Genomic DNA, 22,994 nt, shown 5'->3' on the forward strand with positions numbered 1-22,994 from the left:
CGCTGGAGCCGGGCAAGGTTGTTTGTACGCGCACCCTTCGACGCGCTCAGGGCGAGCGGGTGGGTGAGCTCACGGGGGTGGTGCGGCCCCCCCCACTCCGTTCGCCCTGAGTCCGCCCCCCCCGTTCGCCCTGAGCCTGTCGAAGGGCCCCTGAGAAGGTGTTGCCGGAGAACACTCTTTGAACCAGGTTTTGTAGCAGTCGTGGCAAGCCGGGTCTCGCTCCGGCACGCGACGATCGCCACAAAAGCCAGTACGAAGAAGTTGCCCCTTATAAGAGTGGGTGCGCAGGTTCAGCCACCCATGCACGCTCAACCCCGAGACAGCCGGGTTCAAGCCTGCCCCAGCGTCCTCTTCCCCACGTGACCCGCTTCCATCCGCCCCGCCGCCTCATAAGTCGTCATCGCCTTCGACTCCTCCAGCGCCGGCACCCCAGCGCCCAGCGCACCGATCGCCGACTGCGTCTCCACCAGCCGCCGCTGCAGCAACTCCAGGTTCATCGTCGCCAATTGGTTCAACTGCTCGATCTCCGACCTCGCCTGCGCATCGGCCGGCGGCGGCCCGACCTGGCCGGCGGCCTGCTTGATCTGGGCGATCTGCTGGCGGATCTGCGCGCCCAGCGCGTGCAGGTCGTCCGCCCGGCCCTCGACCAGGGCCGACCGCTGGCGCTCCATCAGCGCCTGCAGCCCGGCCAGGCCAGGCACGGCGGGACGCAGCGGCAGCATCACTGGCTCCGCGGCCCCAGCAGGGCGGTGGCCTCGGCGATGAGGCGGTCGGCGATGGCGCCGGCGTCGACCTGGAAGCGACCTTCGGCGATGGCCTGCCGGATCGCCTGCACCTTGGCGGAGTCGAAGTCCTCGCCGCCGGCCTGCAGGGCGCCGATGCGCTGGGCGGCCGGCGACAGGCTGACCGAGTCGGCCGCCGAGCGGCCCGGCTCGCGGGCGGCAACCGTGCCGTGCGCGATGCCGGATGCCGGCTTGTCCTCGACGAGCGGGGGCTGTACGGGGGGCAATGGGCCGATAGTCATGGGTGATCTCCTGGAGGCCTCGCGGCCCTCCGCCGGGTTATCGGTCGGGGCGACGCAATCTTGAGGGTTTTTTTACAAGGCGATTTCAACGACCCGCCCCTCGCGCGCCACGCCGCTGAGCACCTTGCCGGCCTCGGTGCGCACGCGCACGCTCTGCCCGGCGCCGGCGCTGCCCAGGGCCTGGCCCGACGAGGTGATCTGGAAGCCGCTGCCCACCACGCGCAGCCGCACCGGGTCACCCGCCTGCACCACGGGCGTGGCGCGGGTCATGTCCAGGCGCAGCGGCTGGCCCGCTGGCACGGTGCGCAGCAAGGTGCGGCCTTCCAGACCGGCGACGTCGCCCACCGGTGCAGCGGGCTCAAGCGTGAGCTCCACCTCCTGCTGCTGCAGGTCTTCGGCGGCGAGCTGGGCGCCGGCGGGCAGGGCCCGGGCGGCCACCCACGCCGGCCCCCAGGTGGCCACGGTCACCGGCAGCATCACGGTCCAGCGCGCGCCCTGCAGGCAGCGCATGCCCACCGAGGCGCGACCCCAGCCGCGCATCCCGGGGGGCAGGAAGTACTCGGCCCGCTCGCAGGGCGCCAGGCGCGACAGGCTGGCGGGCCAGCGGCCGGGGGTGATCTCGAAGCGGCTGAAGCCCTGGCGCGCGGCGATGTCGGCGACCTGCGGCTCCAGCCAGTCGATGAGCGAGGTCTCGTCCGGCGCGGCCGGTGCGGCCGCCGCGCTGGCGGCGAGGGCGAGGGTGCCGAGCAGGAAGAAAGGGCGGCGAAGCGCGGGCATCGCGGCAACTCTAGCTGCGCGCGCGCGCGCAAGGCCGCGTCAAAAGCTGCGGAAACCCGGCGCTTATCGGTGCTTCGCCGCGCCAGGGGCACTTCGATACTGCCGCTTCCATCCTGCTGGAGGCGCGCCCATGGATTTGCTGACCCAACGACTCGATGCGCACGGCCGTGCGCTGGAGCTGCTGGCGCGGCGCCAGCAGGTGCTGGCCGCCAACATCGCCAACGCCGACACGCCGGGCTACCAGGCCCGCGACATCGACTTCGCCGCCACCCTCGCGCAGGCGCAGGGCGGCCCCAACGCGCCGGGGCGACTGGTCGCCACCGCGACGCGCCACCTGCAGCCGCACGGCGGCGCGCCGCAGGCCGACTTGCTCTATCGGCAGGCCGAGCAGCCGGCGCTGGACGGCAACACCGTGGACCTGGACCGCGAGCGCGCCAGCTTCGCCGACAACGCGCTGCGCTACGAAGCCACGGTGCGTTTCATCAACAGCAACGTGCGCACCATGCTGTCGGCCATCACCGGCCAGTGAGGCGGCAACCACCATGAGCCTCTTCAACGTGTTTTCCATCGCCGGCAGCGCGGTGTCGGCGCAGAGCAAGCGCCTGAACGTGGTGGCCAGCAACCTGGCCAACGCCGAGGCCGTGGCCGGACCCGACGGCAAGCCCTTCCAGGCGCGCCAGGTGCACTTCCAGTCGCTGCCGGTGGAAGGCGGCGACCTGCCCGGCGTGCGCGTGGCCGCGGTGACCGAGAGCACGGCGCTGGGCAAGCGCGTGCACGACCCGCGCCACCCGCTGGCCGATGACCAGGGTTACGTGACGCAGTCCAACGTGAGCGTGGTCGACGAGATGGTCAACATGATCTCGGCCTCGCGCGCGTACCAGAACAACGTGGAAGTGATGAACACCGCGCGGCAGCTGCTGTCCAAGACGCTGCAGATGGGGTCCTGAGCATGGCCATCTCCGCCACCGGATCGGCCGCGCCCGCGGCCAGCACGACGCCATCGAACGGCGCCGGCACCACCAGCGCCGCCGAGCAGCAGGACCGCTTCATGAAGCTGCTGGTGGCGCAGATGCGCAACCAGGATCCGCTCAACCCCATGGACAACGCGCAGATGACCAGCCAGATCGCGCAGATCAACACCGTGGCCGGCATCGAGAAGCTGAATGCCACCGTGCAGGGCCTGGCCGGCGCCATGGTCGCCATGCAGGCGCAGACCGCCAGCCAGCTGCCGGGCCGCGCCGTGCTGGTCGAAGGGCGTGCCCTGCGCCTGGCGGACGGCCCTGCGCAGGGCGGCGTGTCGCTGGCGGCCCGTGCCGACCGGGTCAGCGTGGAGATCGTCGCGGCCGATGGCCAGGTGGTGCAGACCCTGGAGTTGGGTGCGCTGCCAGCCGGCGTGCGCAGCTTCACCTGGGACGGCCGCACGGCCGAAGGCGGCACGGCGCCTGCGGGCGAGTACCGCCTGCGGGTGAACGCCCGCGCCGCCGGCGAGCCGGTGCAGGCCACCACGCTGGCCGCGGCCAGCGTGCGCTCGGTCGTGCCCACGCCGCAAGGCATCGAACTCGACCTGGGTGCCTCCGGCCGTGCCGGCTGGGGCGATGTGTACGCCTTTCTCTGAGCCACGAACAAGACGGAGTCCCCCATGAGCTTCCAGCAAGGAATCAGCGGCCTGAATGCCGCCGCCCGCAACCTCGAGGTGATCGGCAACAACATCGCCAACGCCACCACCGTCGGCTCCAAGCTGGCGCGCGCGGAGTTCGCCGACCAGTACTCCAATGCGGCCGCGCTCGGCTCGGGGCAGGAGACCGGCATGGGCGTGCGCGTGTCGGCCGTGGTGCAGCAGTTCACGCAGGGCGGCATCCGCGCCACCGACAACCCCATGGACGTGGCGATCAACGGCAGCGGCTTCTTCCAGCTGGCGCGCGGCGACGGCAGCGACGTGGCCTACACCCGCAACGGCCAGTTCAAGCTGGACAGCGCCGGCTACATCGTCGACGCCAACGGCCTGCGCCTGCAGGGCTATGAGATCGACCCGCTGACCGGCCGCACCGGTGGCGTGACCGGTGCCATCGTGCTGCCCACCCAGGGCATCGCGCCGCAGGCGACCGCCAGCGTGGCCATGCAGCTGAACCTCGATGCCCGCATCGCGCCGCCAGACGGCAGCACGCCCGCGTTTTCGATCGGCAACACCGCCTCGTACTCGGCGTCCACCTCCAGCGCGGTGTTCGACGCCCAGGGCAACGAGCGGGTGCTGTCGTTCTACTTCCGCCGCAACGCCACCGACAACACCTGGGACGTGTACGCCGGGCTGGACGGCCAGCCGGTGCCGGCGCTGGTCGGCGGCGACCACCTGCCGGCGGGGCGCATCACCTTCAACCCGGACGGCAGCATGAACGTCGCCGCCAGCGGCAGCCTGGACACCAGCGGCAACTTCACCGCCGGTGACATGAGCCTGGGCGTGCCTTTCGCGGCGTCCACCCTGTCCGGCGGCACCACCGCGCCGGTGAGCGTGAGCTTCACCGGCAGCACGCAGTGGGGCACGACCTTCGGCGTGACCCGCCTGTCGCAGGACGGCTATGCCGCCGGGCAGATCACCGGTTTCAGCATCGCCGCCGACGGCACGGTGGAGGCCCGCTACTCCAACGGCAAGACCGTGGGCGCCGCCAAGATCGCGCTGGCCGACTTCCGCAACCCGCAGGGCCTGGCAGCGGTGGGCAACAACCTGTTCCGCGCCACGCCCGCCTCGGGCCAGGCCGCGGTGGGTGGCCCCGGCTCGGGCAACCTCGGGCTGCTGCAGGGCGGCGCGCTGGAGGAGTCGAACATCGACATCACCCAGCAGCTGGTGGCCATGATCGAGGCGCAGCGCGCCTACCAGGCCAACGCCCAGGCCATCAAGACGCAGGACCAGGTGCAGTCGGCCGTGGTGAACATGCGCTGAGGCACGCGGGGCACGCTGACGCATGGACCGCCTGATCTACACCGCCGCCTCCGCCGCCCGAGCGCTCATGCAGCGCCAGGACGGCCTGGCGCACAACCTCGCCAACGCCACCACGCCGGGTTTTCGCGCCGACCAGGTGGCCTTTCGCGCGGTGCCGGTGCGCGGCGAGGGCGCGACCACGCGGGTGGTGGCGCTGGAGGCGAGTGCCGGCTTCGATCCGCGCAGCGGCCCGGTCCAGTCGACCGGGCGTGAGCTGGACGTGGCGCTGGCCGGCGAAGGTTGGTTCGCGCTGCAGACGCCCGAGGGCAACGAGGCCTATACCCGGCACGGCGGATTCGAGATCGGCGCCGACGGCACGCTGCAGGCGGGGAACGGCATGGCGGTGGCCGGCGAGGGCGGGCCCATCGTGGTGCCGCCCGGCATGCAGGTGCGCATCGGCAGTGACGGCAGCGTGAGCGCGCAAGGCCCGGGTGGCGTCGCCCAGGCGCTGGGCCGGCTCAAGCTGGTGAACCCGCCGGTGGCCGAGTTGCGCAAGGGCGCCGACGGCCTGGTGCGGATGGCCGGGGGCGACACCGCCGATGCCGATGCCACGCTGCGAGTGAAGTCCGGTGCCCTCGAGGGCAGCAACGTGAGCCCGGTCGACGCCATGGTCGGCATGATCGCCGCGGCCCGCCAGTTCGAGACCCAGATGAAGCTGCTGCAGAACGCCGAGCAGAACGACCGCCAGGCCGCGCAATTGCTCGGTCCGACCTGACACGAGGAGTGACGAGACATGATGCGATCCCTGTCCATTGCCAAGACCGGCCTGGAGGCGCAGCAGACCCAGCTGGACGCCATCACCCACAACCTCGCCAACAGTTCCACGCACGGCTACAAGCGCAGCCGCGCCGTGTTCGAGGACATGCTCTATCAGAACGTGAGGCAGGCCGGCGCCAACGAGACCGCGCAGAACCAGCTGCCCACCGGGCTGCAACTGGGCACGGGCGTGCGCACCGCGGCCACCGCGCGCAACTTCGGCCAGGGCAGCCTCGACCAGACCGGCAATCCGCTCGATCTGGCGATCAGCGGCCAGGGCTTTTTCCAGGTGCAGCTGCCCGACGGGACGCAGGCCTACACCCGCGACGGCTCGTTCCAGGTGGACGCGCAGGGCCAGCTGGTGACCAGCGCCGGCTACCCGGTGAGCCCGGCCATCACCCTGCCGGCCAACACCTTGTCGGTGACCGTGGGCAAGGACGGCGTGGTCACCGCCCAGGTGGCCGGCTCCACCGGCCCGCAGCAGGTGGGCCAGTTGCAGCTGGCCAACTTCGTCAATCCGGCCGGCCTGGATCCGCGCGGCGGCAACCTGTTCGCCGAGACCGCGGCTTCGGGCACGCCCCAGACCGGCCAGCCGGCCACCAACGGCCTGGGCTCGCTGCACCAGGGCGCGCTGGAGGCGTCGAACGTGAACGTGGTCGAGGAGCTGGTGGCGATGATCCAGGCGCAGCGCGGCTACGAGATCAACTCCAAGGCCATCCAGACCGCCGACCAGATGCTGGCGCGGCTCGCGCAGCTGTGATGGCGCGGGCGCGCACCGGCCGGGTGATGCTGTGCGCGGCGGCCGCGGCGCTGGCCGGCTGCGCGGCCATGGTGCCCAGCCCGCCGGTGGAGATGGTGTCGCAGCCCGCCATTCCGGTGGTGGCGCCGAAGGCAGCGCCGGCCACGCCGGGGGCGATCTTCCAGGCGGCCACGCACCGACCGCTGTTCGAGGACCGGCGCGCGCGCCTGGTGGGCGACACGCTCACCATCGTCATCGAGGAACAGGTCAGTGCCCGGCAGCAGTCCACCAGCAAGGTCGATCGCAGCGGCTCGCTCGGCATCGCCGCGAATGCGCTGCCCTATGCCTCGGCCCGCACGCTCGGGCGCCTGGGCGTGGACGTGGAGTCGAACGTGGCCAACAAGGCCGATGGCCAGACCGGCACCGCCAACAGCTTCTCGGGCTCCATCACGGTGCTGGTGCAGCAGGTGCTGGCCAACGGCAACCTGCTGGTGGCCGGCGAGAAGCAGATCGGCGTGAACGAGAACGTGGACGTGCTGCGCTTTTCGGGCGTGGTCAACCCGGTCCACATCCGCGGCGGCAACCTGGTCAGCTCGACCCAGGTGGCCGAGGCCCGCCTGGAGCAGCGCGGGCGCGGCGACCTCGGGCGCGTGCAGCCCATGGGCTGGCTGTCGCGCTTCTTCCTCAGCGTGGCGCCGGTGTGATGAGGCCGCGGTTGCTTCGCCTGCTGCAACGAGGCCTGCTGGCGGCGGCGTGCGTGCTCACGGCCGCCAGCGCAGGCGCGGCCACCGGCTCCCTGGGCACCGAGCGCATCCGCGACCTGGCCAGCGTGGCCGGCGTGCGCATGAACCAGTTGATCGGCTACGGCGTGGTGGTGGGCCTGGACGGCAGCGGCGACGCCACCAACCAGGTGCAGTTCACGGGCCAGAGCGTGCAGTCGCTCTTGTCGCAGTTCGGCGTGACGCTGCCGCCGGGCACCAACCCCCAGATGCGCAACGTCGCGGCTGTCATGGTCACCGCGGCGCTGCCGGCCTTCGCGCAGCCGGGGCAGCCCATCGACGTGACCGTCTCCTCGCTGGGCAACGCGCGCAGCCTGCGGGGCGGCACCCTGCTGCTGACGCCGCTGCGCGGGGCCGACGGCCAGATCTACGCCATGGCGCAGGGCAACCTGGTCATCGGCGGTGCCGGCGCGCAGGCCGGCGGCAGCAAGGTGCAGATCAACCACCTGCTGGCCGGGCGCATCCCGGGGGGCGCGACGGTGGAACGCAGCGTCCCCAGCGACGCCATGGCGGCCGAGACCCTGCAGCTCGAACTGCACGCCAGCGACTTCGGCACCGCGCGGCGCGTGGCCGAGACCATCAACCAGCGCCTGGGCGTGGGCCTGGCCGAGCCGCTGGACGCGCGCGTGGTACGGGTGCGCATGCCCTCGGGCGGCAGCCGCGTCGCCTTCATCGCCGACATCGAGGCGCTGGAGGTGCAGGTGCCGCCGCCGCAGGCCAAGGTGATCGTCAATGCGCGCAGCGGCTCGGTGGTCATGAACCAGTCGGTTCGCCTGGGTGCCTGCGCGGTGGCGCACGGCAACCTGTCGGTCACCGTCTCCACCACGCCGGTGGTGAGCCAGCCCGCGCCGCTCTCGGCCGGCCAGACCGTGGTGGCCGAGAAGAGCGACATCCGCGTGCAGCAGGACGGCGGCGTCCTGTTCAACGTGCCCGCCGGCGCCGAGCTGGCCGAAATCGTGAAGGCGCTCAATGCGCTGGGCGCGACCGCGCAGGACCTGATCGGCATCCTGCAGGCCATGAAGGCGGCCGGCGCCCTGCGCGCCGAGCTGGAGATCATCTGATGGCCATCCCCGGCACGACGGGCCTGGACGCCCGCGCCCTCGACTCGCTGCGCCAGCAGGCCGCGCGGGACCCGCACGGCGCCACTCGGCAGGCGGCGGTGCAGTTCGAGGCGCAGTTCATGCAGCTGGTCCTCAAAAGCATGCGCGACGCCACGCCGCAGGCCGAACCGGCCTCGACGGGGCAGACCGAGTTCACGCGCATGCTGGACGCGCAATTCGCGCAGCAGTTCGCCGGCCGCCCCGGCGGACTGGCCGACCTGATCGAGCGGCAGCTCGCGCAGCAGATGAAGCAGCTGCCGCCGCCCACCGAGCCGCCGCCCGCCGCGCCGGCTGCCACGGCGCCGCCCGCCGCGCGCCCCGCCGGCGCGCCCTCGGCGTTCCTGCGAGACATGCTGCCGCACGCGCAGGCCGCCGAACGCGCCACCGGCGTGCCCGCGGCCTACATCCTGGGCCAGGCGGCGCTGGAGTCGGGCTGGGGCCGGGGCGAGATCCGGCATCCCGATGGGCGGCCTTCGTTCAACCTGTTCGCCATCAAGGCCACGGGCGGCTGGCGCGGCGACTCGGCGGCGGTGATGACCACCGAGTTCGTGGAGGGTCGGCCGCAGCGCCAGGTGGAGCGCTTCCGCAGCTACGGCTCCTACGCCGAGGCGTTCACCGACTACGCGGCGATGCTGGCGCGCAGCCCGCGCTATGCCGGCGTGCTGCGCGAGGCCAGCACCGTCGAGGCCTTCGCCGGCGGCATGCAGCGCGCCGGCTACGCCACCGACCCGCAGTACGCGGCCAAGCTCGCCCGCACCATCCACCAGACGCTCGCCATGCAGCGAAACACCGGGGGCGACGCATGACGACTTCGCTGCTGCAGATCGGCGTGCGCGGCCTCACGGCGGCGCAGGGCGCGCTGGCCACCACCTCGCACAACATCGCCAACGTCAACACCGCCGGGTACGTGCGGCAGGAGGCGGTGATGGCCACGGCCGGCGGCCTGTCCACGGGGGCCGGCTTCTTCGGCGGCGGTGTCGACGTGGCGACCGTGCGGCGCCACTACGACCAGTTCCTCGCCGGCAGCCTGCAGGCCCTCGGGTCGCAGCGCGCGGCCGATGCGGCCCGCTCCGATGGCCTGGCGCAGCTCGACGCGCTCTTCGCCGATCCCGAGCTGGGCATCGGCGCCGGCATCGACCGCGTCTTCGCCGCCCTCGGCGACATGGCCAGCCGGCCCGCGGACACGGCCGCGCGCCAGGCGGTCCTGGGCGCCGTGGACGAACTGGCCCGGCGCTTCAACGCCATGGGCACGCAGATCGACCAGCTCTCGGCGCAGGCCGACGCCCGCCTCTCGCTCGAAGCCGGCCAGGTGAACGAACAGCTTTCGCAGCTGCAGCGGCTGAACGAGGCCATCGTGCGCGCCCAGGCTTCGGGCCATGCACCCAACGACCTGCTGGACCAGCGCGAGCAGGCGCTGCAGCAGCTCGGGAAACTGATGGCGATCCGCACCGTGGACGCGGGCGACGGCGCGACGAACGTCTTCTCCGCGGACGGCCAGCCCCTGCTGGTGGGGCAGCAGGCCGCGCGGCTGGCGGCCGTGTCCGACGGCACGCGGCTCGTCCTGCAGCTGTCGGCGGCCGGTGCGGTGCACACGCTGGACGCGGACGCCCTGGGTGGCGGCAGCCTGGCCGGCACCCTGCGCCTGCGCGACCAGGACCTGGCGGGTGCCGGCGCCGAGCTCGGCCGGCTGGCGCGGGCCGTGACCGACGCCCTGAATGCGCAGCAGGCGCTGGGCGTGGACGCGCGGGGCAACCCCGGCGCTCCGCTGCTGGCCATGGACAGCGGGGCCACCAGCCTGCGCGCGCTGCCGCTGTCGCCGGCGCAGCTGGCGACCGGCTATGCGGCCGTGGCGCAGCCGGCCCAGGCCAACGCCGGCAGCGCCCGGGTGGCCGCCTTCGACGTGGTGCGCGCGGGGCCGGAGAACACCACGCCGGTGGGCATCGCCTTCGCCGACCCGCCGACGAGTTTCACCCTCACCGGCGTGCCGGGCGGGCCGCTCACCCTGCCCTATCAATCCGGCCAGCCCATCCCGCCCGCGCCGGCCGACTACAACGGCTGGCGCCTGGTGCTCCAGGGCACTCCCGCCGCGGGCGACCGCTTCGAGGTCGACCGCTCGCCCAACCCCGGCGCCGACAACCGCAATGCGCTGGCGCTCGGCCGCCTGGCCAACCAGGGCCTGGTGGACGGGGGCAGCCTGAACCAGGGCTATGCCAGCCTGCTGGCCAAGGTCGGCACGCGCGTGCAGGCGGCGCGCGGCGCGGCCGACCTGTCGGCCCGCATGGAAGGCGAGGCGCGCGCCAGCCGCGAGCGGGTCTCGGGCGTCAACCTGGACGAAGAAGCCGCGAACCTGCTGCGCTACCAGCAGGCCTACCAGGCCTGCGCCCGTGTCATCCAGGCCAGCCAGGCGCTGTTCGATTCGCTGCTGGCGGCATCCGGCCGCTGAGGAGGATTCCTTCATGCGCGTGCCCACGCTGTACACCGCCCAACGCGCCTTCGAGGCCATCGAGCAGCGCCTGGGCCGGCAGGCGCAATTGCAGGAGCAGCTCGGCTCCGGCCTGCGCGTGACGCGACCCGGCGACGACCCGCTGGCCGCCGCGCAGGCCGAGCTGGCGCGCTCGCGGCTGGCGCGCCTGTCGCAGGACCAGCGGGCGAACGATCTGGCCACCTCGCTGCTGTCCACCGCCGAGGGCGCGCTGGGGCAGGGCGTGTCGCTGCTGCAGTCGGCGCGCGAGCTGCTGGTGTCGGCCGGCAACGCGGCCTACGGTCCGGCCGAACGGCAGGCCCTGGCGGTGCAGCTGCGCTCGCTGCGCGAGCAGCTGCTGGAGGTGGCCAACGCCTCCGACGGCGTGGGCGGGCGCGTTTTCGGCGGCCTGGCCGGCGCCGCTCCCGTGGCGACCGGCGACACGCCGGAGTGGCTCTCACCCGCCGTGGCGCAGCGCATCGGCGAGGACGGCCGCTACCTCGCGGCCGTGGATGGCCGCTCGACGTTCATGGCCGTGCCGCAAGGCAACGGCCATTTCGTGACCGCGTCCGATCCGGCCAACACCGGAAGCGGCTGGATCGACGTGGGCAGCCTGGGACAGGCAGGCCTGCTCACGGCGCAGAACTACCGCATCGAGATCGGCGGCACCGCCGGCGGCCTGACCTATGCGGTGCGCAACCTCGACACGGGCAGCCTGGGCCCCGCGCAGCCGCTGCCGGCCGATGGCCGCCTGGACATCGACGGCCAGCGCGTGGCCGTGGCCGGGACGCCCGCGCCGGGCGATGCATTCAGCCTGGGCCCGGCGGGCCGGGCCAGCGTGTTCCAGGTGCTGCAGGACGCGGCGCAGCTGCTGGAGTCGCCGGCCACGTCGGGCGCATTCCAGGAGCGCCTGCAGCGCGTGCAGGCCACGCTCGACCGGGGGCTGGAGGGCTTGTCGCTGCTTCGCAGCCAGGTGGGCGGGGAGTTGCAGCGGCTGGAGTCGGCCCGCTCCCAGGGCCAACTGGAGGAGTTGTCGCAGGCGACGCGGCGCAGCCAGTTGCAGGACGTGGACGTGGCCAAGGCCATCTCGGAACTGCGCACGAACGAGCTGGGTGTGGAAGCCGCGCTGCGGTCGTACGCCAGCATCGGGCGCGTGTCCCTGTTCGAGTACCTGGGGTGATCCGGGTGGCGCCAAGGACGGCCTTCGGGTTCCGCCGGTGCCCAAGGCTTCCCCGTTCGTCCTGAACCTGATCGGTCCGTGGCGGATCCGCCACGAACGATCTAGATTCGATAACGAAGCGGTAAGCTTCCGGCGGCCGGACCGGGCATCTCAGGCGGCATCCGCGTCCGCCTCCTCCAGCACCTCATGCACCAGCAACCGCGCAGCACCCACCGACAGATTCAGCAGGCGCGCCACCTGCGCCATCGCTGCGCCCTGCTCGGCATCGCAGCCGCCGGGACTTGCCAGCCGCAGCGCCAGGGACACCGTTTGCGCACTGGCGGAGGCGGCCAGACCCGGCTGGGCCAGGTCCAGCAGCATGCCCGACAGGCCCCACTGCGCCATCAGCTGCGCCTGCACCGCCTGCATCTCCACGCCCAGCACCGCTCGCTGCGCGGACTCCCAGCCGAGGGCCGACTCGCGGGCATGCGCCTGCACGGCGAGCGCGTCGGCCGGTGCCTCCACCCACAGCAACAGGCTGCCGAAGTCCGACAGCAGCGCGGCTTCATACAGCGACTCGGCATGGCCGTCCTGGCGGTGCACGGCGAAGGCGGCGGCCAGGCGGGCCGCGCGGGCGGTGCGGTCGAGGCTGGCGTTGAATGCGGCCAGCGCTTGCGGCCACGCCGACAGCCGATCCTCCACCGTGTCGCAGGCCTCGAAAGCGCCCAGGAACGGATCGACCCCGAGCAGCACCAGCGCCGCGGTGACCGTCTCCATCGGCCGGCTCAGGCGCGCCGCGAAGCGCTGCTGCGCCAGGGCCAGCACCCCCACGGCCATCAGGGGGTCGCGCAGCACCACCTGGGCGAGGGCGTTCGCGTCCAGCCAGTCGGCCTTGGGACGAAGCGCGTCCATCGTGGCACGTGTCGAGGCCCGCACCGGCAAGGGGCGGGCGGCCAGGCGCGCTGCCCAGGTCGCAACGAGTGGATGGGGCGGGGACATATGCATGGCTTATCGGCGGCGTTCCGGGCGACTGAAGGCGGCGCTGCCCGCTCGCCGAAAAAGCCGGTGCACGTGCCGCTATTCGGCGCATGGCAGCCGGCGGTCGCATCGACAATCGTGCACGACCACCTCCTCGCCCCATGAGCGCTTCCAGGCCCATCCGCCCTTCACCGGTGGCTATCGATTTCGACGCCGGGAGCGTCGGCGAGGCCGCCTTCTCGCGCCAGGCCCTGCTGGACGCCGAGGGCTCGGTCCTGGGGTGGAAAGTCGGGCTTTTCTCCGGCGACCGCAGCGCCCTGGCGGCCGCCGCCCGGGCCGTGCAGGGCACCAGTGCGGCCGGCGTGCTGGTGTGGTGGCAGGCCAGCCTCGACACCCTGCTGGATCCGCAGCTGGAGCAGTTCGACGCCCGGCGCACCGTGCTGCAGTTCGAGCCGCCCGCCCGGAACGACGCCGACGTGGTGGCGCAGTGCGTCTCCAGCCTGGCGGCCTGCCGGCGCCTCGGTTTCCGGGTCGCCGGTTCGTCCGACCTGCCGGCATCCGGGCATCCTCTGTCGAAGCAGTTGGACATCCTGGTGGTCGATGTGTCGGCGGCCGATTCGCCCGCGGCCATCCAGAAGGCGCGCGAGCCCGGGCTGCCGCTGCTGGTCCAGCAGGTGCATACCGAGGAGCAGCGCCGCCAGGCGCAGGCGCTGGGCGCCCGATGGTTCGCCGGCGACTGGTTCATGGCCGCGCCCGTCGCGCAGCGCACCACCATCCGGCCTTCGCATGCGCTGCTGCTGGAACTCATCTCGATGGTCAAGCGCGAGGCCGAGCTGGCCGAGATCGAGACCGTGCTGCGCCGCGACCCGCTGCTGGCGCTGCGCCTGCTGCGCCTGATCAACCACTGCGGCTACGGGCTGCCGGTGAAGATCACCTCGTTCGCGCATGCGGTGATGCTGCTGGGCCTGCGAAAGCTGCTGCGCTGGTGCTGCATGCTCATGGCCACCGACAAGGGCGACGTGCCGCCAGCCACCGGCTACACCGCCGTCGTGCGCGGCCGCTTCATGGAGGTGCTGGCGCAGCACCTGCTCGGCGAGGCCGAGGGCGACTCGGCCTGCATCGCCGGCATGTTCTCGCTGCTCGATGCGATGACCGGATTGCCCTTCGACCGCCTGCTCAACAACCTGGCACTGCCGCAGGACGTGGTTGCCGCCTTGTGCGAACAGCGCGGGCCGCTCTATCCGCTGCTGCAACTGGCCGTCGCCATCGAGCGCGACGACCGCGCCGGGTTCACCCGCGCGCGAAGCGAGCTGGGCCTGAGCGACGCGCAGGTGGCCCGGGCGCACCTGGAAGCCCTGGCCTGGACGGCCGACGTGCTGGCGCGCCAGCAATAGGCTGCGTCGTCCCAGCCCTGATGCGAAACCTCATCCGGCCCAGGGCCGGTGGTGGAACTGGTAGCGGCCGATCTCCCGCTCCGTGCCGGTCTCGTCGGTCGCCAGCAGTGCCACCTGCAGCGTCTGGGCCGCGAGCGTGCGGACCCGGGCGATGCTCGGCAGGTAAAGGACCTCGCCGGACGGCGGGTCGAACGGGATGTCATCGGCACGGGCGGCCCTGTCCGGCGCCAGCGAGGAGCGTTCGACGAGCGCCAGCCGCTGCACACCGTCCAACGGCGCCTCCAGCCGGCTGGCCAGCACCTGGTCTTCGGGCGCCACGGTGCAATGGACGCTTCCGTTGTGCGGCACGCGGTACTCGCGCACCCGCACGCCCTGCTGAGTGAGGCGGTCCAGCAGGTCCGCGCTTGCGACCGTGAACACCTGGCCGGCCAACAGGGCTGTGCGGACGCCCCGCCCCAGGGCCAGCATGTCGTCGAACAAGTTCCCGCAGGCGTCGCAGGCCATCAGGTGCGCGTCCACGGCTGCGCGGGTGTCCGGGTCGGTTTCACCCAGCCAGTCCTGAAGCAGCACGTCCAGCGGAAGGTGTTCCCCGGCTTCGATCATGGCGGCCTCCGGTGGGCGTCGACGCAGCGCCGCAGCTTGTCGATGCCGCGATGGCGGATCACGCGCACGTTGCCGGCGGACAGGCCGAGCTGCGTGGCAACGGCGTCGGCCGGCTGGTCGTCGTAGAAGGTGAGCACCAGGACCGATCGCTCCCGCTGCGCGAGCCGTTCCAGGCAGGCGACGACGCGTTCATGGTCGAGCCGGTGGGTGGCCTCGACGCTCGCGGTGGGCTCGGGGTCGCCGTAGCGCTCGAGCAATTCGCCGTGGCGGGCGCGCGAGCGTCGCTCGTGCATCACGGACATGCGGCAGCTGCCGAGCACGAAGGACACCACGCGTTCCGGCTCGCGCACCCGGCCGGCGCGCAGTTGCTCGATGGTGAGGGTCATGACCTGCTGCATCAGGTCTTGAGCCGCATGCGGATCGCGCAGGTGGCGCAGCCCGTAGCGCCGCACCCGCGGGGCCAGCAGCCGATAAAGCTGAGCTTCGGCATCCGCCGCCTGCCCCGGCGGCGACTGCGCGATGAGGCAGGCCAGCCGCGCCTCGCGGCTGTCGACGGCGGACTCGGGCAGGGCCTGCATGGTGGCCAAAGCATAGCCACCGGTGACGCGCAAATAAAGCTGTAATGACACGCCGGTTCGCGCCACATCCTCGCTCCCAACCACTCTTCGACGAGGCGAGTCCATGATCACCAACGCACAGTCCCGCACCAACGTGCACGAGATCGCCGAGGGCATCTACCGCATCAACACGCCGGTGGACGCACCCGATGGCAGCAGCTTCAGCTTCAACCAGTACCTGGTGCTCGATGACGAGCCGCTGCTGTTCCACACCGGGCCGCGCCGCATGTTCCCCTTCGTGCGCGAGGCCATGGCCGCGGTCATGCCGGTCGAGCGGCTGCGCTATGTGGGCTTGTCGCACTTCGAAGCCGACGAGTGCGGCGCCATGAACGAGTGGCTGGCCGCGGCGCCGTCGGCGGTGCCGCTGTGCGGCCGGATCGCGGCGATGGTTTCCGTGGGCGACGTGGCCGACCGCGCGCCACGGGCGCTGGCCGACGGCGAAGAGCTGTCGCTGGGCAGGCACAGGATGCAGTGGCTGGACACGCCCCAGGTGCCCCACGGATGGGACTGCGGCCTGCTCATGGATTCGCTCACCGGCACGTTTTTCTGCGGCGACCTGTTCACCCAGCCGGGCCATGGCGAGCAGCCGCTGACCGAAGCCGACATCCTGGGGCCGAGCGAGGACTTCCGAAAGGCGATGGACTACTACGCCCATGCGCCGCAGACGGCGGACACCCTGAAGCGGCTGTCCCGGCTGCGTCCGACAACCCTGGCCTGCATGCACGGCAGTGCCTGGCGCGGCGATGGCGCCAGCCTGCTGCGCCACCTGGCCGAATCCGTGACGGCGTAGCGGCCGACCCCGGGGTGCGCGCGCGGCGGCAGGCCGACCCCCACGCGCCACCCGAACCCCGGCGGGGAGGCCTCCTAGAATGGCCGCGACCATGGGCCATCCTTCCGCTCCTCCTGGCCGGCTTGCCGAGTGGCGCCGCCGCTTGTACCGCGTGATCTGGGAATCGGACACCCACGCGGGCCGGCTGTTCGACAAGATCGTGGTGGTGGCCATCGTGCTGAGCGTCGGCGTGGTGTTGCTGGACAGCGTGCAGTCGATCCGCGCGCGCCACGGGCCGGTGCTGAACGTCATCGAGTGGGGTTTCACCGCCCTGTTCACCATCGAGTACATCGCGCGGCTGGCCACGGTCGACCGCCCGCTGCGCTACGCGCGCAGCTTCTTCGGCATCGTCGACCTGCTGGCGGTCCTGCCCACGTACCTCGCGCTGTTCACGCCCGAGCTGCACGCACTGATCGATGTGCGCATCCTGCGGCTGTTGCGCGTCTTCCGGATCTTCCGCCTGACCGAATACGTGGCCGAGTACCAGGTCATGGGTGCGGCCTTGTGGGCCAGCCGGCGCAAGATCCTCGTGTTCCTGGCGGCCGTGGCGATGATCGACCTGATCATGGGAACGATCATGTACGTGGTGGAAGGCCCGTCGAACGGCTTCACCGACATCCCCACCTCGGTGTACTGGGCCGTGACCACCATGACGACGGTGGGCTTCGGCGACATCACGCCGCAGACCGACGTGGGGCGCTTCATCGCGTCGCTGATGATGCTCGTGGGCTGGGGCACGCTGGCCGTTCCCACCGGCATCGTCACGGCGGAGATGACGGTGCGCCGCCAGGCGCGCACACCGCTCGCGCTGCGCAGCTGCCCGGCCTGCGGCACCGGGAGCTACGGCCCCGAGGCGCGGTATTGCCAGCAGTGCGGCCACGCGCTGCCGCCCCTGCCCTGAGACACCGCCGGTCAGCGCCTGCCGCTTGTCCGCGGCAGTGAGGCCGCCACTTCCCGGATGAGCGAGCGCAGCCACAGGATGGCCGGGTCGCGCTCCTGGTACTTGTGCCACTGCAGCGTTTCCTTGAAGGCCGGGATGTCCACCGGGCAGGGCAGCACGCGCAGCGCGAAACGTTCGGCCATCAGCCGGGCCAGGCGCGTGGGCAGGGTGGCGATGCGCGGCGTGCCCACCAGCAGCTCGGGCACCAGCGTGAAGTTGGGCGCGATCACATCCTGCCGCCGCTGGCGCCGCGAGGCCGCGAGCATGCGCGCGTCGAAGGTGATGCGGCGCCCGCCCCCCCACTCGACGCCGACGTGGCCGGCCTTGAAGTAGTCGTCCTTCGACAGCCGCGCGCGGGCGCCGAAGTGATCGCTGCTGACCAGGCAGGAGAAGTTGTCCTCGAACAGCGCCTCGCAGGGGTGGTCGGGCACGGTGGCGAAATCCGGCGCGACCAGCAGCTCGCACTCGCCGTTGTTCAGGTTCTGCGGCGACTGCGGGCTGAGGCTGCGCACGTCGAATTGCATCAGCGGCGCCACCGTGGCCGCGCGGCGCACCACTTCGGAAAACAGCACCGTGATGACGTAGTCGGACGACTCGATGGTGAAGCGCCGGGTGGACGAGGCCGCATCGAAGGTGGGCCGCGCGCGCGAGATGGTCTGCACCTGCAGCAGCACGTCGCGCACCGGCGTCACCAGCTGCTCGGCCAGCGGCGTGGGCACCATGGCCTTGCCCACCGGCACCAGCAGTTCGTCCTCGAAGTAGCTGCGCAGCCGGCCCAGCGCCAGGCTGGTCGCCGGTTGGCTCAGGAACAGCCGCTCGGCCGCGCGGCTGACGCTGCGCGTCGCCAGCAGCGCGTCCAGCGCCACCAGCAGGTTCAGGTCGAGTTTGTTGAAGCGCACGGTACCGCTCTCCTATTTGCGCCGCAAATCGGACGCTTTTGAAGAATTCATTTTCCATGAGGCCGCCCAAGGCCGAATATCGCGCCACTGCCTGGGGCCATGAGCGCCGCGGGCGCTGGAGACAAGCGATGGAATGGGATGTGATCGTGGCCGGCGGCGGCCCTTCGGGACTCACCGTGGCGGCTGAACTGGCCGCAGCCGGCGTGCGCACCCTGGTGCTGGAGCGGCGCACCGAGGGCGTGCAGTCGCGGGCCGGCACCCTCTTGCCGCGGGTGCTGGAGTTGTTCGACGCGCGTGGCATCGCCGACCGCTTCGTGCGCCAGACCCGTGAAGTGGCGCAGCAGCCCTTCCGCTCCTCGCACATCTGGGCCGGCTTCCATCCGATCCGCTGGGAGTACCTGCAGTCGAGGTTCGGCTTCACGCTGGGCCTGCCGCAGAACATGACCGAGGAGATCCTGTGGGCCTGGGCGCAGGAGTGCGGCGCCCAGGTGCAGCGCGGGGCCAGCCTGGAGACCTTCACGCAGCATGCCGACCACGTGCAGCTGAGCGTGGTGGACGACGGCGGTGCGGCACGCACGCTGCGCGCCCGCTACCTGGTGGGCGCGGACGGCGGCCGCAGCACGGTGCGCAAGGTGGCGGGCATCCCCTTCGAAGGCCACTCGGGCACCTTCCGCGGCATCGTCATCGACACCGAGCTGGAGGCGCCCTGGCCGGGCGGCCGCATCAACGTGGACAACGAGATGGGCTGGGTACGCGGCTATGTGTTCGGGCGCGGCATCAGCCGCTTCAACATCGTCCACCGCGACCGCCGGCACGCGCCCAAGGACGAGCCGGTCACCCTGGAAGAAGCGTTGCGGTGCATCCGCGACGTGCACGGCACCGACTACGGCATCACCTCGTACCGCTGGGCCTCGCGCTTCGACGACCAGATGCGCGCGGTGCCGCGGCTGCGCGAGGGCCGCGTCTTCCTGGTGGGCGAATCGGCCCGCATCCACTACCCGGCCAGCGGGGTCGGCATGAACTTCTGCCTGCAGGATGCCTTCAACCTCGGCTGGAAACTGGCCCACGTGGTGCGGGGCCTGGCCGATGAGAGCCTGCTCGATTCCTATGACACCGAGCGCATGCCGGTGCTGCGCGAGCTGCTGGCCAGCGTGCAGGCGCAATGTGCGCTGCAGTTCAACTTCGAGCCCACCGGCATCGCCCTCAAGCGGCACCTGGAGCGGCACCTGGTGCCACTGCCCGACGTGCAGCGCCAGCTGGTGCTGGAGCTGTGCGGGCTGACCCAGCCCTATGCCGCGCCTCCCGGCAGCCACGCGCTGGCCGGCCTGCGCGCGCCCGATCCCGACCTGGTGCTGATGGATGGCCGCACGACGCGACTGGCCGAGCTGCTGCGCGAGCGCCGCGCGGTGCTGCTGGACCTGGAGGGTGATGCACCCGCCTTGCCCGACCCCGGCCCGGTGCCGGCCAGCGTGGTCCGGGTGCGCGCCAGTGCGCCGCGGCGGCCCGCCGGGCTGGAAGGCGTCAAGCGGCTGCTGGTGCGCCCCGATGGCTACGTGGCCTGGGCCACCGACGGCGTGGCGGCCGGGCCGAGCCTGGCCGAGGCCTTGGCCTTCAGCCTGAAGGTGGCCGCATGACCCGCGTGCTCCTGAGGGGCGGCTGGATCATCTCCATGGACCCGGCCATCGGCGACCTGCGCACCGGCGACCTGCTGATCGAAGGCGAGCGCATCGCCGCCGTGGCGCCGCGCATCGAGGCCGACGACGCCGAGCACGTCGACGCGCGCGACATGATCGTGCTGCCCGGCTTCGTCGACACGCACCGCCACACCTGGCAGACCTGCGTCCGGCACCGCTATGCCGACATCGACCCGCAGATCTACTTCGCGGAGATGCTGGGCCGCAAGGGCGCGGCCTTCCGGCCCGAGGACGTGTACGTGGGCACGCTGCTCGGGGCGGTGTCGGCGCTGGACGGCGGCATCACCACCCTGCTGGACTGGGCCCACGTGCAGAACAGCCCCGAGCACACCGATGCCGCCATCCAGGCGCTGCGCGATGCGGGCATCCGCGGCGTGTTCGCGCACGGCTGGCCGCTGGTCGACGGCGCCTCGTGGATGTTCGACAGCGAGCGCGGCCACCCCGAGGACATCCGCCGCCTGCGCGCGCAGGTGTTCGCCTCCGACGACCAGCTGCTCACCCTCGCCATGGCCGCGCGCGGCCCCGAGATGGCCCGGCGCGAGGTCTGGCTGGCCGACCTGCGGCTGGCGCGCGAGCTGGACATCCGCTCGAGCATCCACATGGGCGCCTACGCGCGCAACGCGCCGGTCCGGGCCATCGCCCAGATGCACGAGGCCGGCGTGCTGGCCGACGACCTCACCTTCGTGCACTGCTGCCACTGCGGTGACGACGAGATCTCGATGATGGCCGACGCCGGCGTCAGCGCATCGCTGGGCGTGCACTGCGAGATGAACGCGCAGGGCATCGGCGACATTCCGTTCGACCGGCTGCTGGCGGTGGGCATCCGCCCCAGCCTCAGCGGCGACACCGAAACCAAGTGCTCGGGCGACATGTTCACGCAGATGCGCCACGCTTTCGCGTACTACCGCTCGTGGATGGGCGGCGGCCATTCGACCGCGACCCATGCGCCGCCGACGATGTCGCTGCGCGACGCGCTGGAGTTCGCCACCGTGGCCGGGGCGCGCGCCAACGGGCTGGACCGCCAGGTGGGCTCGCTCACGCCCGGCAAGCAGGCCGACCTGATGCTGCTGCGCACCACCGACCTGAACCTCACGCCTGTGTCCGACGCGGTGGGCGCGGTGGTGCTGGCCGCGCATCCGGGCAACGTCGATACCGTGTTTGTCGCCGGGCGCGCGGTCAAGCGCGGCGGTCGGATGGTCGGCGTGGATCTCGATGCCCTGCGCCAGCGCGCGCAGGACTCGCAGGCCTATGTGCTGGGGCTGCCATGAGCGCGCACGTGCCCCTGGACCCGCAGCTCGCGGCCATCGTGGCGGCCATCGGTGCGCGCGGCGAGCCGCCGCCCTTCGAAGGATCGGCGCCGGAAAGCCGCGAGCGCATGCGGCGTGCGGTGCGGTCGGCACGCGAGCGCACGCCGCCCATCGCCGTGGGCGGTACCGAGGACGCGCTGGCGGTGGACGGACCCTTGCAGGTGCCGGTGCGCGTGTACCGGCCGCCCACCGCATCGGCCTTGCTGCCCACCGTCGTCTTCTTCCACGGCGGCGGCTTCGTGCTCGGCAGCGTCGAGACCGCGGACGACATCGCGCGCAAGCTGTGCGCGCAGGTGAACGCGGTGGTGGTCTCGGTCGAATACCGCCTCGCGCCCGAACACCCCTATCCCGCGGCGCACGACGACGCCCTGGCAGCCACCCGCTGGGCGCTGGGCAACGCGCAGGCGCTCGGTGGCGACGCGGCCCGTGTCGCGGTGGCCGGTGAGAGCGCCGGCGCCAACCTGGCGGCGTCCACTGCCTTGCGCCTGCGCGACGAAGGGGTACGGCTGGCCGCGCAACTGCTGGTGGTGCCAGGTGTCGACGTGGCGCGCGACACCTCGGCGCTGCCCACCGACACGCCCCTGCTCACGGCCGCCGACCTGCGCGCCATCTCGCGCCTGCTCATGGGCGGCCGCCCTGAACTTGCTGCCGGCTTCCCGCCTTCGCCGCTGCGTGCGCCGTCGCTGGCGGGCTCGCCACCGGCCGTCATCGCGCTGGCCGGCCACGATCCGCTGCAGGGCGAGGGCGAGGCCTACGCGCGCCGCCTGCAGGCCGACGGCGTGCCGGTGGACCTGATGCGCTTCCCCGACATGTTCCATCCGTTCTTCGGCTTCTTCGCGGCCAGTGCCGCGGCATGCCGCGCCCACGACCTCATCTGCCGTGCCTTCAGGGCACGCTTGCACTCGCCCCTTCCCTTGCCATCACAGCCCCCAAAGGAGACACCATGAAACCGATCGACCTCGTGCGCCGCGCCGCGACCCTGCTCACCCTGCTGGCCGCCGTCGGCGCCAGCCATGCCCAGGGCTACCCGACCAAGCCCATCCACGTGGTGTTCCCGTACCCGCCCGGCTCGCCGCCCGATGCCATCGGCCGCCTCATCGCCGACAAGGCCTCGAAGATCCTGGGCCAGCCGCTGGTCTTCGAGAACAGGCCCGGCGCCAACGGCATCCTGGGCACCGGGCAGGTGGCGCGCGCCACGCCCGATGGCTACACGATCCACCTCAACACCACCTCGGGTTTCCTGCTGAACAGCTTCGTGCGCAAGGACCTGGCCTACGACCCGGTCAAGAACTTCACGCCCATCATCGCGCTGGCCGACATCCCGGTGGCGCTCATGACCAGCGCCCGGGTGCCGGCCAGCAACACGCGCGAGTTCGTGCAGTACCTGAAGCAGAACCCCGGCAAGCTGAACTACGCCAGCGTGGGCAACGGATCGTTCAACCACCTGTTCATGGAGCAGCTCAAGGCCGCGGCCGGCGTGGACCTGGTCCACGTGCCCTACCAGGGCGCGGGCACCATCCCGGCCGAGCTGATGTCGGGCCGCATCGACGCCACCGTGCTCAGCGTGGCCAGCGTGATGGGCCAGTGGAAAGCGGGCCAGGTGAAGGTGCTGGCCATGATGTCGAGCAAGCGCAGCCCGGCGCTGCCGGAGGTGCCGGCGATCACCGAGACCTTCAGCGACTTCCGGCCCTTCACCAACTGGATCGGCTTCCTCGCGCCCGCCGGCACGCCGGCCCCCATCGTGGCCCGCCTGAACGAGGCGTTCCGCGCGGTGCTGCAGCAGCCCGACGTGCTGGCCAGGATCGAGCAACAGCAGTGGACCCCCATCGGTGGCACGCCCGAGGACTTCAAGGCCAGCATCGCCGCCGACATGAAGGTCATCGGGGACGCGGTCGGCAGCGCGGGCATCAAGCCGGAGTGAGGATGCGTCATCATGGCGCGCCGGCGTGCCGGCGGGCATCCCC

General features: G+C 72.0%; 25 protein-coding genes. 18 read left to right on the forward strand and 7 right to left on the reverse strand.

All coding sequences use genetic code 11. The annotated features are described in order from the left end of the window. Window positions 1-329: 329 nt before the first annotated feature. From JI739_RS23490 to flgA, 3 genes are all read right to left on the reverse strand, one after another. Complete coding sequence (locus JI739_RS23490) at window positions 330-722, reverse strand: hypothetical protein (RefSeq protein ID WP_201686460.1); 393 nt, start codon at window positions 720-722, stop codon at window positions 330-332. After that, window positions 722-1,024, reverse strand: a complete 303-nt coding sequence (gene flgM / locus JI739_RS23495; RefSeq protein WP_201686461.1) for a flagellar biosynthesis anti-sigma factor FlgM — start codon at window positions 1,022-1,024, stop codon at window positions 722-724. Before flgM ends, JI739_RS23490 begins: the two co-directional genes overlap by 1 nt. Before the next feature lie 72 nt (window positions 1,025-1,096). Next, on the reverse strand, window positions 1,097-1,801 hold the full coding sequence (gene flgA, locus JI739_RS23500) for a flagellar basal body P-ring formation chaperone FlgA (RefSeq protein ID WP_201686462.1): 705 nt from the start codon (window positions 1,799-1,801) through the stop codon (window positions 1,097-1,099). Window positions 1,802-1,931: 130 nt separating this feature from the next. On the opposite strand from flgA, the gene flgB reads away from it, so the two are divergent. The 11 genes from flgB to flgL are packed head-to-tail and all read left to right on the forward strand — an operon-like array spanning window position 1,932 to window position 11,790. Further along, entirely contained in the window at window positions 1,932-2,330 is a 399-nt protein-coding gene (gene flgB / locus JI739_RS23505; RefSeq protein ID WP_201686463.1) for a flagellar basal body rod protein FlgB, read from the forward strand. A 13-nt stretch (window positions 2,331-2,343) separates the two neighbouring features. Then, window positions 2,344-2,748, forward strand: a complete 405-nt coding sequence (flgC, locus tag JI739_RS23510) for a flagellar basal body rod protein FlgC (protein ID WP_201686464.1) — start codon at window positions 2,344-2,346, stop codon at window positions 2,746-2,748. A gap of 2 nt (window positions 2,749-2,750) precedes the next feature. Then, on the forward strand, window positions 2,751-3,416 hold the full coding sequence (locus JI739_RS23515; protein WP_201686465.1) for a flagellar hook assembly protein FlgD: 666 nt from the start codon (window positions 2,751-2,753) through the stop codon (window positions 3,414-3,416). Between the two features lie 24 nt (window positions 3,417-3,440). Continuing rightward, window positions 3,441-4,736, forward strand: a complete 1,296-nt coding sequence (flgE, locus tag JI739_RS23520; RefSeq protein ID WP_201686466.1) for a flagellar hook protein FlgE — start codon at window positions 3,441-3,443, stop codon at window positions 4,734-4,736. 22 nt (window positions 4,737-4,758) lie between these two features. After that, window positions 4,759-5,490: a flagellar basal-body rod protein FlgF gene (flgF, locus tag JI739_RS23525; protein WP_201686467.1), complete on the forward strand. Its 732-nt coding sequence runs from the start codon at window positions 4,759-4,761 to the stop codon at window positions 5,488-5,490. Window positions 5,491-5,508: 18 nt separating this feature from the next. Further along, window positions 5,509-6,291 carry a flagellar basal-body rod protein FlgG gene (gene flgG, locus JI739_RS23530; protein ID WP_201686468.1) on the forward strand — a complete coding sequence of 261 codons (783 nt, stop codon included), beginning with the start codon at window positions 5,509-5,511 and terminating at the stop codon, window positions 6,289-6,291. Next, entirely contained in the window at window positions 6,291-6,974 is a 684-nt protein-coding gene (locus JI739_RS23535) for a flagellar basal body L-ring protein FlgH (protein WP_201686469.1), read from the forward strand. Before flgG ends, JI739_RS23535 begins: the two co-directional genes overlap by 1 nt. Continuing rightward, window positions 6,974-8,110 (forward strand): flagellar basal body P-ring protein FlgI, encoded by a 1,137-nt coding sequence (locus tag JI739_RS23540; RefSeq protein ID WP_201686470.1) that lies wholly within the window; start codon window positions 6,974-6,976, stop codon window positions 8,108-8,110. Before JI739_RS23535 ends, JI739_RS23540 begins: the two co-directional genes overlap by 1 nt. Next, window positions 8,110-8,955, forward strand: a complete 846-nt coding sequence (gene flgJ, locus JI739_RS23545; RefSeq protein ID WP_201686471.1) for a flagellar assembly peptidoglycan hydrolase FlgJ — start codon at window positions 8,110-8,112, stop codon at window positions 8,953-8,955. Before JI739_RS23540 ends, flgJ begins: the two co-directional genes overlap by 1 nt. After that, window positions 8,952-10,592: a flagellar hook-associated protein FlgK gene (gene flgK, locus JI739_RS23550; RefSeq protein WP_201686472.1), complete on the forward strand. Its 1,641-nt coding sequence runs from the start codon at window positions 8,952-8,954 to the stop codon at window positions 10,590-10,592. Before flgJ ends, flgK begins: the two co-directional genes overlap by 4 nt. A 13-nt stretch (window positions 10,593-10,605) precedes the next feature. Then, on the forward strand, window positions 10,606-11,790 hold the full coding sequence (gene flgL / locus JI739_RS23555) for a flagellar hook-associated protein FlgL (RefSeq protein WP_201686473.1): 1,185 nt from the start codon (window positions 10,606-10,608) through the stop codon (window positions 11,788-11,790). Window positions 11,791-11,940: 150 nt separating this feature from the next. Here flgL and JI739_RS23560 read toward each other — a convergent pair whose 3' ends face one another. After that, a complete protein-coding gene (locus tag JI739_RS23560; RefSeq protein WP_201686474.1) occupies window positions 11,941-12,681 on the reverse strand; it encodes an HDOD domain-containing protein in 741 nt (246 codons plus the stop codon). Between the two features lie 227 nt (window positions 12,682-12,908). Between JI739_RS23560 and JI739_RS23565 the strand changes: the two genes are divergently transcribed. Next, window positions 12,909-14,141, forward strand: coding sequence for an EAL and HDOD domain-containing protein (locus JI739_RS23565; RefSeq protein ID WP_201686475.1), 1,233 nt, complete (start codon window positions 12,909-12,911; stop codon window positions 14,139-14,141). Window positions 14,142-14,171: 30 nt separating this feature from the next. Here JI739_RS23565 and JI739_RS23570 read toward each other — a convergent pair whose 3' ends face one another. Together JI739_RS23570 and JI739_RS23575 are read right to left on the reverse strand one after the other, a co-directional pair. Beyond that, on the reverse strand, window positions 14,172-14,744 hold the full coding sequence (locus tag JI739_RS23570; protein ID WP_201686476.1) for a zf-HC2 domain-containing protein: 573 nt from the start codon (window positions 14,742-14,744) through the stop codon (window positions 14,172-14,174). Further along, window positions 14,741-15,322, reverse strand: coding sequence for an RNA polymerase sigma factor (locus tag JI739_RS23575; protein ID WP_201686477.1), 582 nt, complete (start codon window positions 15,320-15,322; stop codon window positions 14,741-14,743). Before JI739_RS23575 ends, JI739_RS23570 begins: the two co-directional genes overlap by 4 nt. A gap of 103 nt (window positions 15,323-15,425) precedes the next feature. Here JI739_RS23575 and JI739_RS23580 point away from each other — a divergent pair, with 103 nt between their 5' ends. Next, on the forward strand, window positions 15,426-16,151 hold the full coding sequence (locus JI739_RS23580; protein ID WP_201686478.1) for an oxygen-binding di-iron domain-containing protein: 726 nt from the start codon (window positions 15,426-15,428) through the stop codon (window positions 16,149-16,151). A gap of 91 nt (window positions 16,152-16,242) precedes the next feature. Then, complete coding sequence (locus JI739_RS23585; protein WP_236590019.1) at window positions 16,243-17,091, forward strand: ion transporter; 849 nt, start codon at window positions 16,243-16,245, stop codon at window positions 17,089-17,091. 11 nt (window positions 17,092-17,102) lie between these two features. Here JI739_RS23585 and JI739_RS23590 read toward each other — a convergent pair whose 3' ends face one another. Then, a complete protein-coding gene (locus JI739_RS23590) occupies window positions 17,103-18,029 on the reverse strand; it encodes a LysR family transcriptional regulator (protein WP_201686480.1) in 927 nt (308 codons plus the stop codon). A gap of 56 nt (window positions 18,030-18,085) precedes the next feature. On the opposite strand from JI739_RS23590, the gene JI739_RS23595 reads away from it, so the two are divergent. Genes JI739_RS23595 through JI739_RS23610 form a run of 4 tightly spaced genes read left to right on the forward strand, consistent with a single transcriptional unit; the run spans window position 18,086 to window position 22,951 of the window. Then, entirely contained in the window at window positions 18,086-19,663 is a 1,578-nt protein-coding gene (locus JI739_RS23595) for an FAD-dependent monooxygenase (RefSeq protein ID WP_354003794.1), read from the forward strand. Next, window positions 19,660-20,991, forward strand: coding sequence for an amidohydrolase family protein (locus JI739_RS23600; protein WP_201686482.1), 1,332 nt, complete (start codon window positions 19,660-19,662; stop codon window positions 20,989-20,991). Before JI739_RS23595 ends, JI739_RS23600 begins: the two co-directional genes overlap by 4 nt. Beyond that, window positions 20,988-21,977 carry an alpha/beta hydrolase gene (locus tag JI739_RS23605; RefSeq protein WP_201686483.1) on the forward strand — a complete coding sequence of 330 codons (990 nt, stop codon included), beginning with the start codon at window positions 20,988-20,990 and terminating at the stop codon, window positions 21,975-21,977. The genes JI739_RS23600 and JI739_RS23605 overlap by 4 nt, the downstream gene beginning before the upstream one ends. Continuing rightward, on the forward strand, window positions 21,974-22,951 hold the full coding sequence (locus JI739_RS23610; RefSeq protein ID WP_201686484.1) for a Bug family tripartite tricarboxylate transporter substrate binding protein: 978 nt from the start codon (window positions 21,974-21,976) through the stop codon (window positions 22,949-22,951). The genes JI739_RS23605 and JI739_RS23610 overlap by 4 nt, the downstream gene beginning before the upstream one ends. Window positions 22,952-22,994 lie beyond the last annotated feature (43 nt).

The organism is Ramlibacter aurantiacus (genome assembly GCF_016722895.1).
GTDB classification, from domain to species: domain Bacteria; phylum Pseudomonadota; class Gammaproteobacteria; order Burkholderiales; family Burkholderiaceae_C; genus Ramlibacter; species Ramlibacter aurantiacus.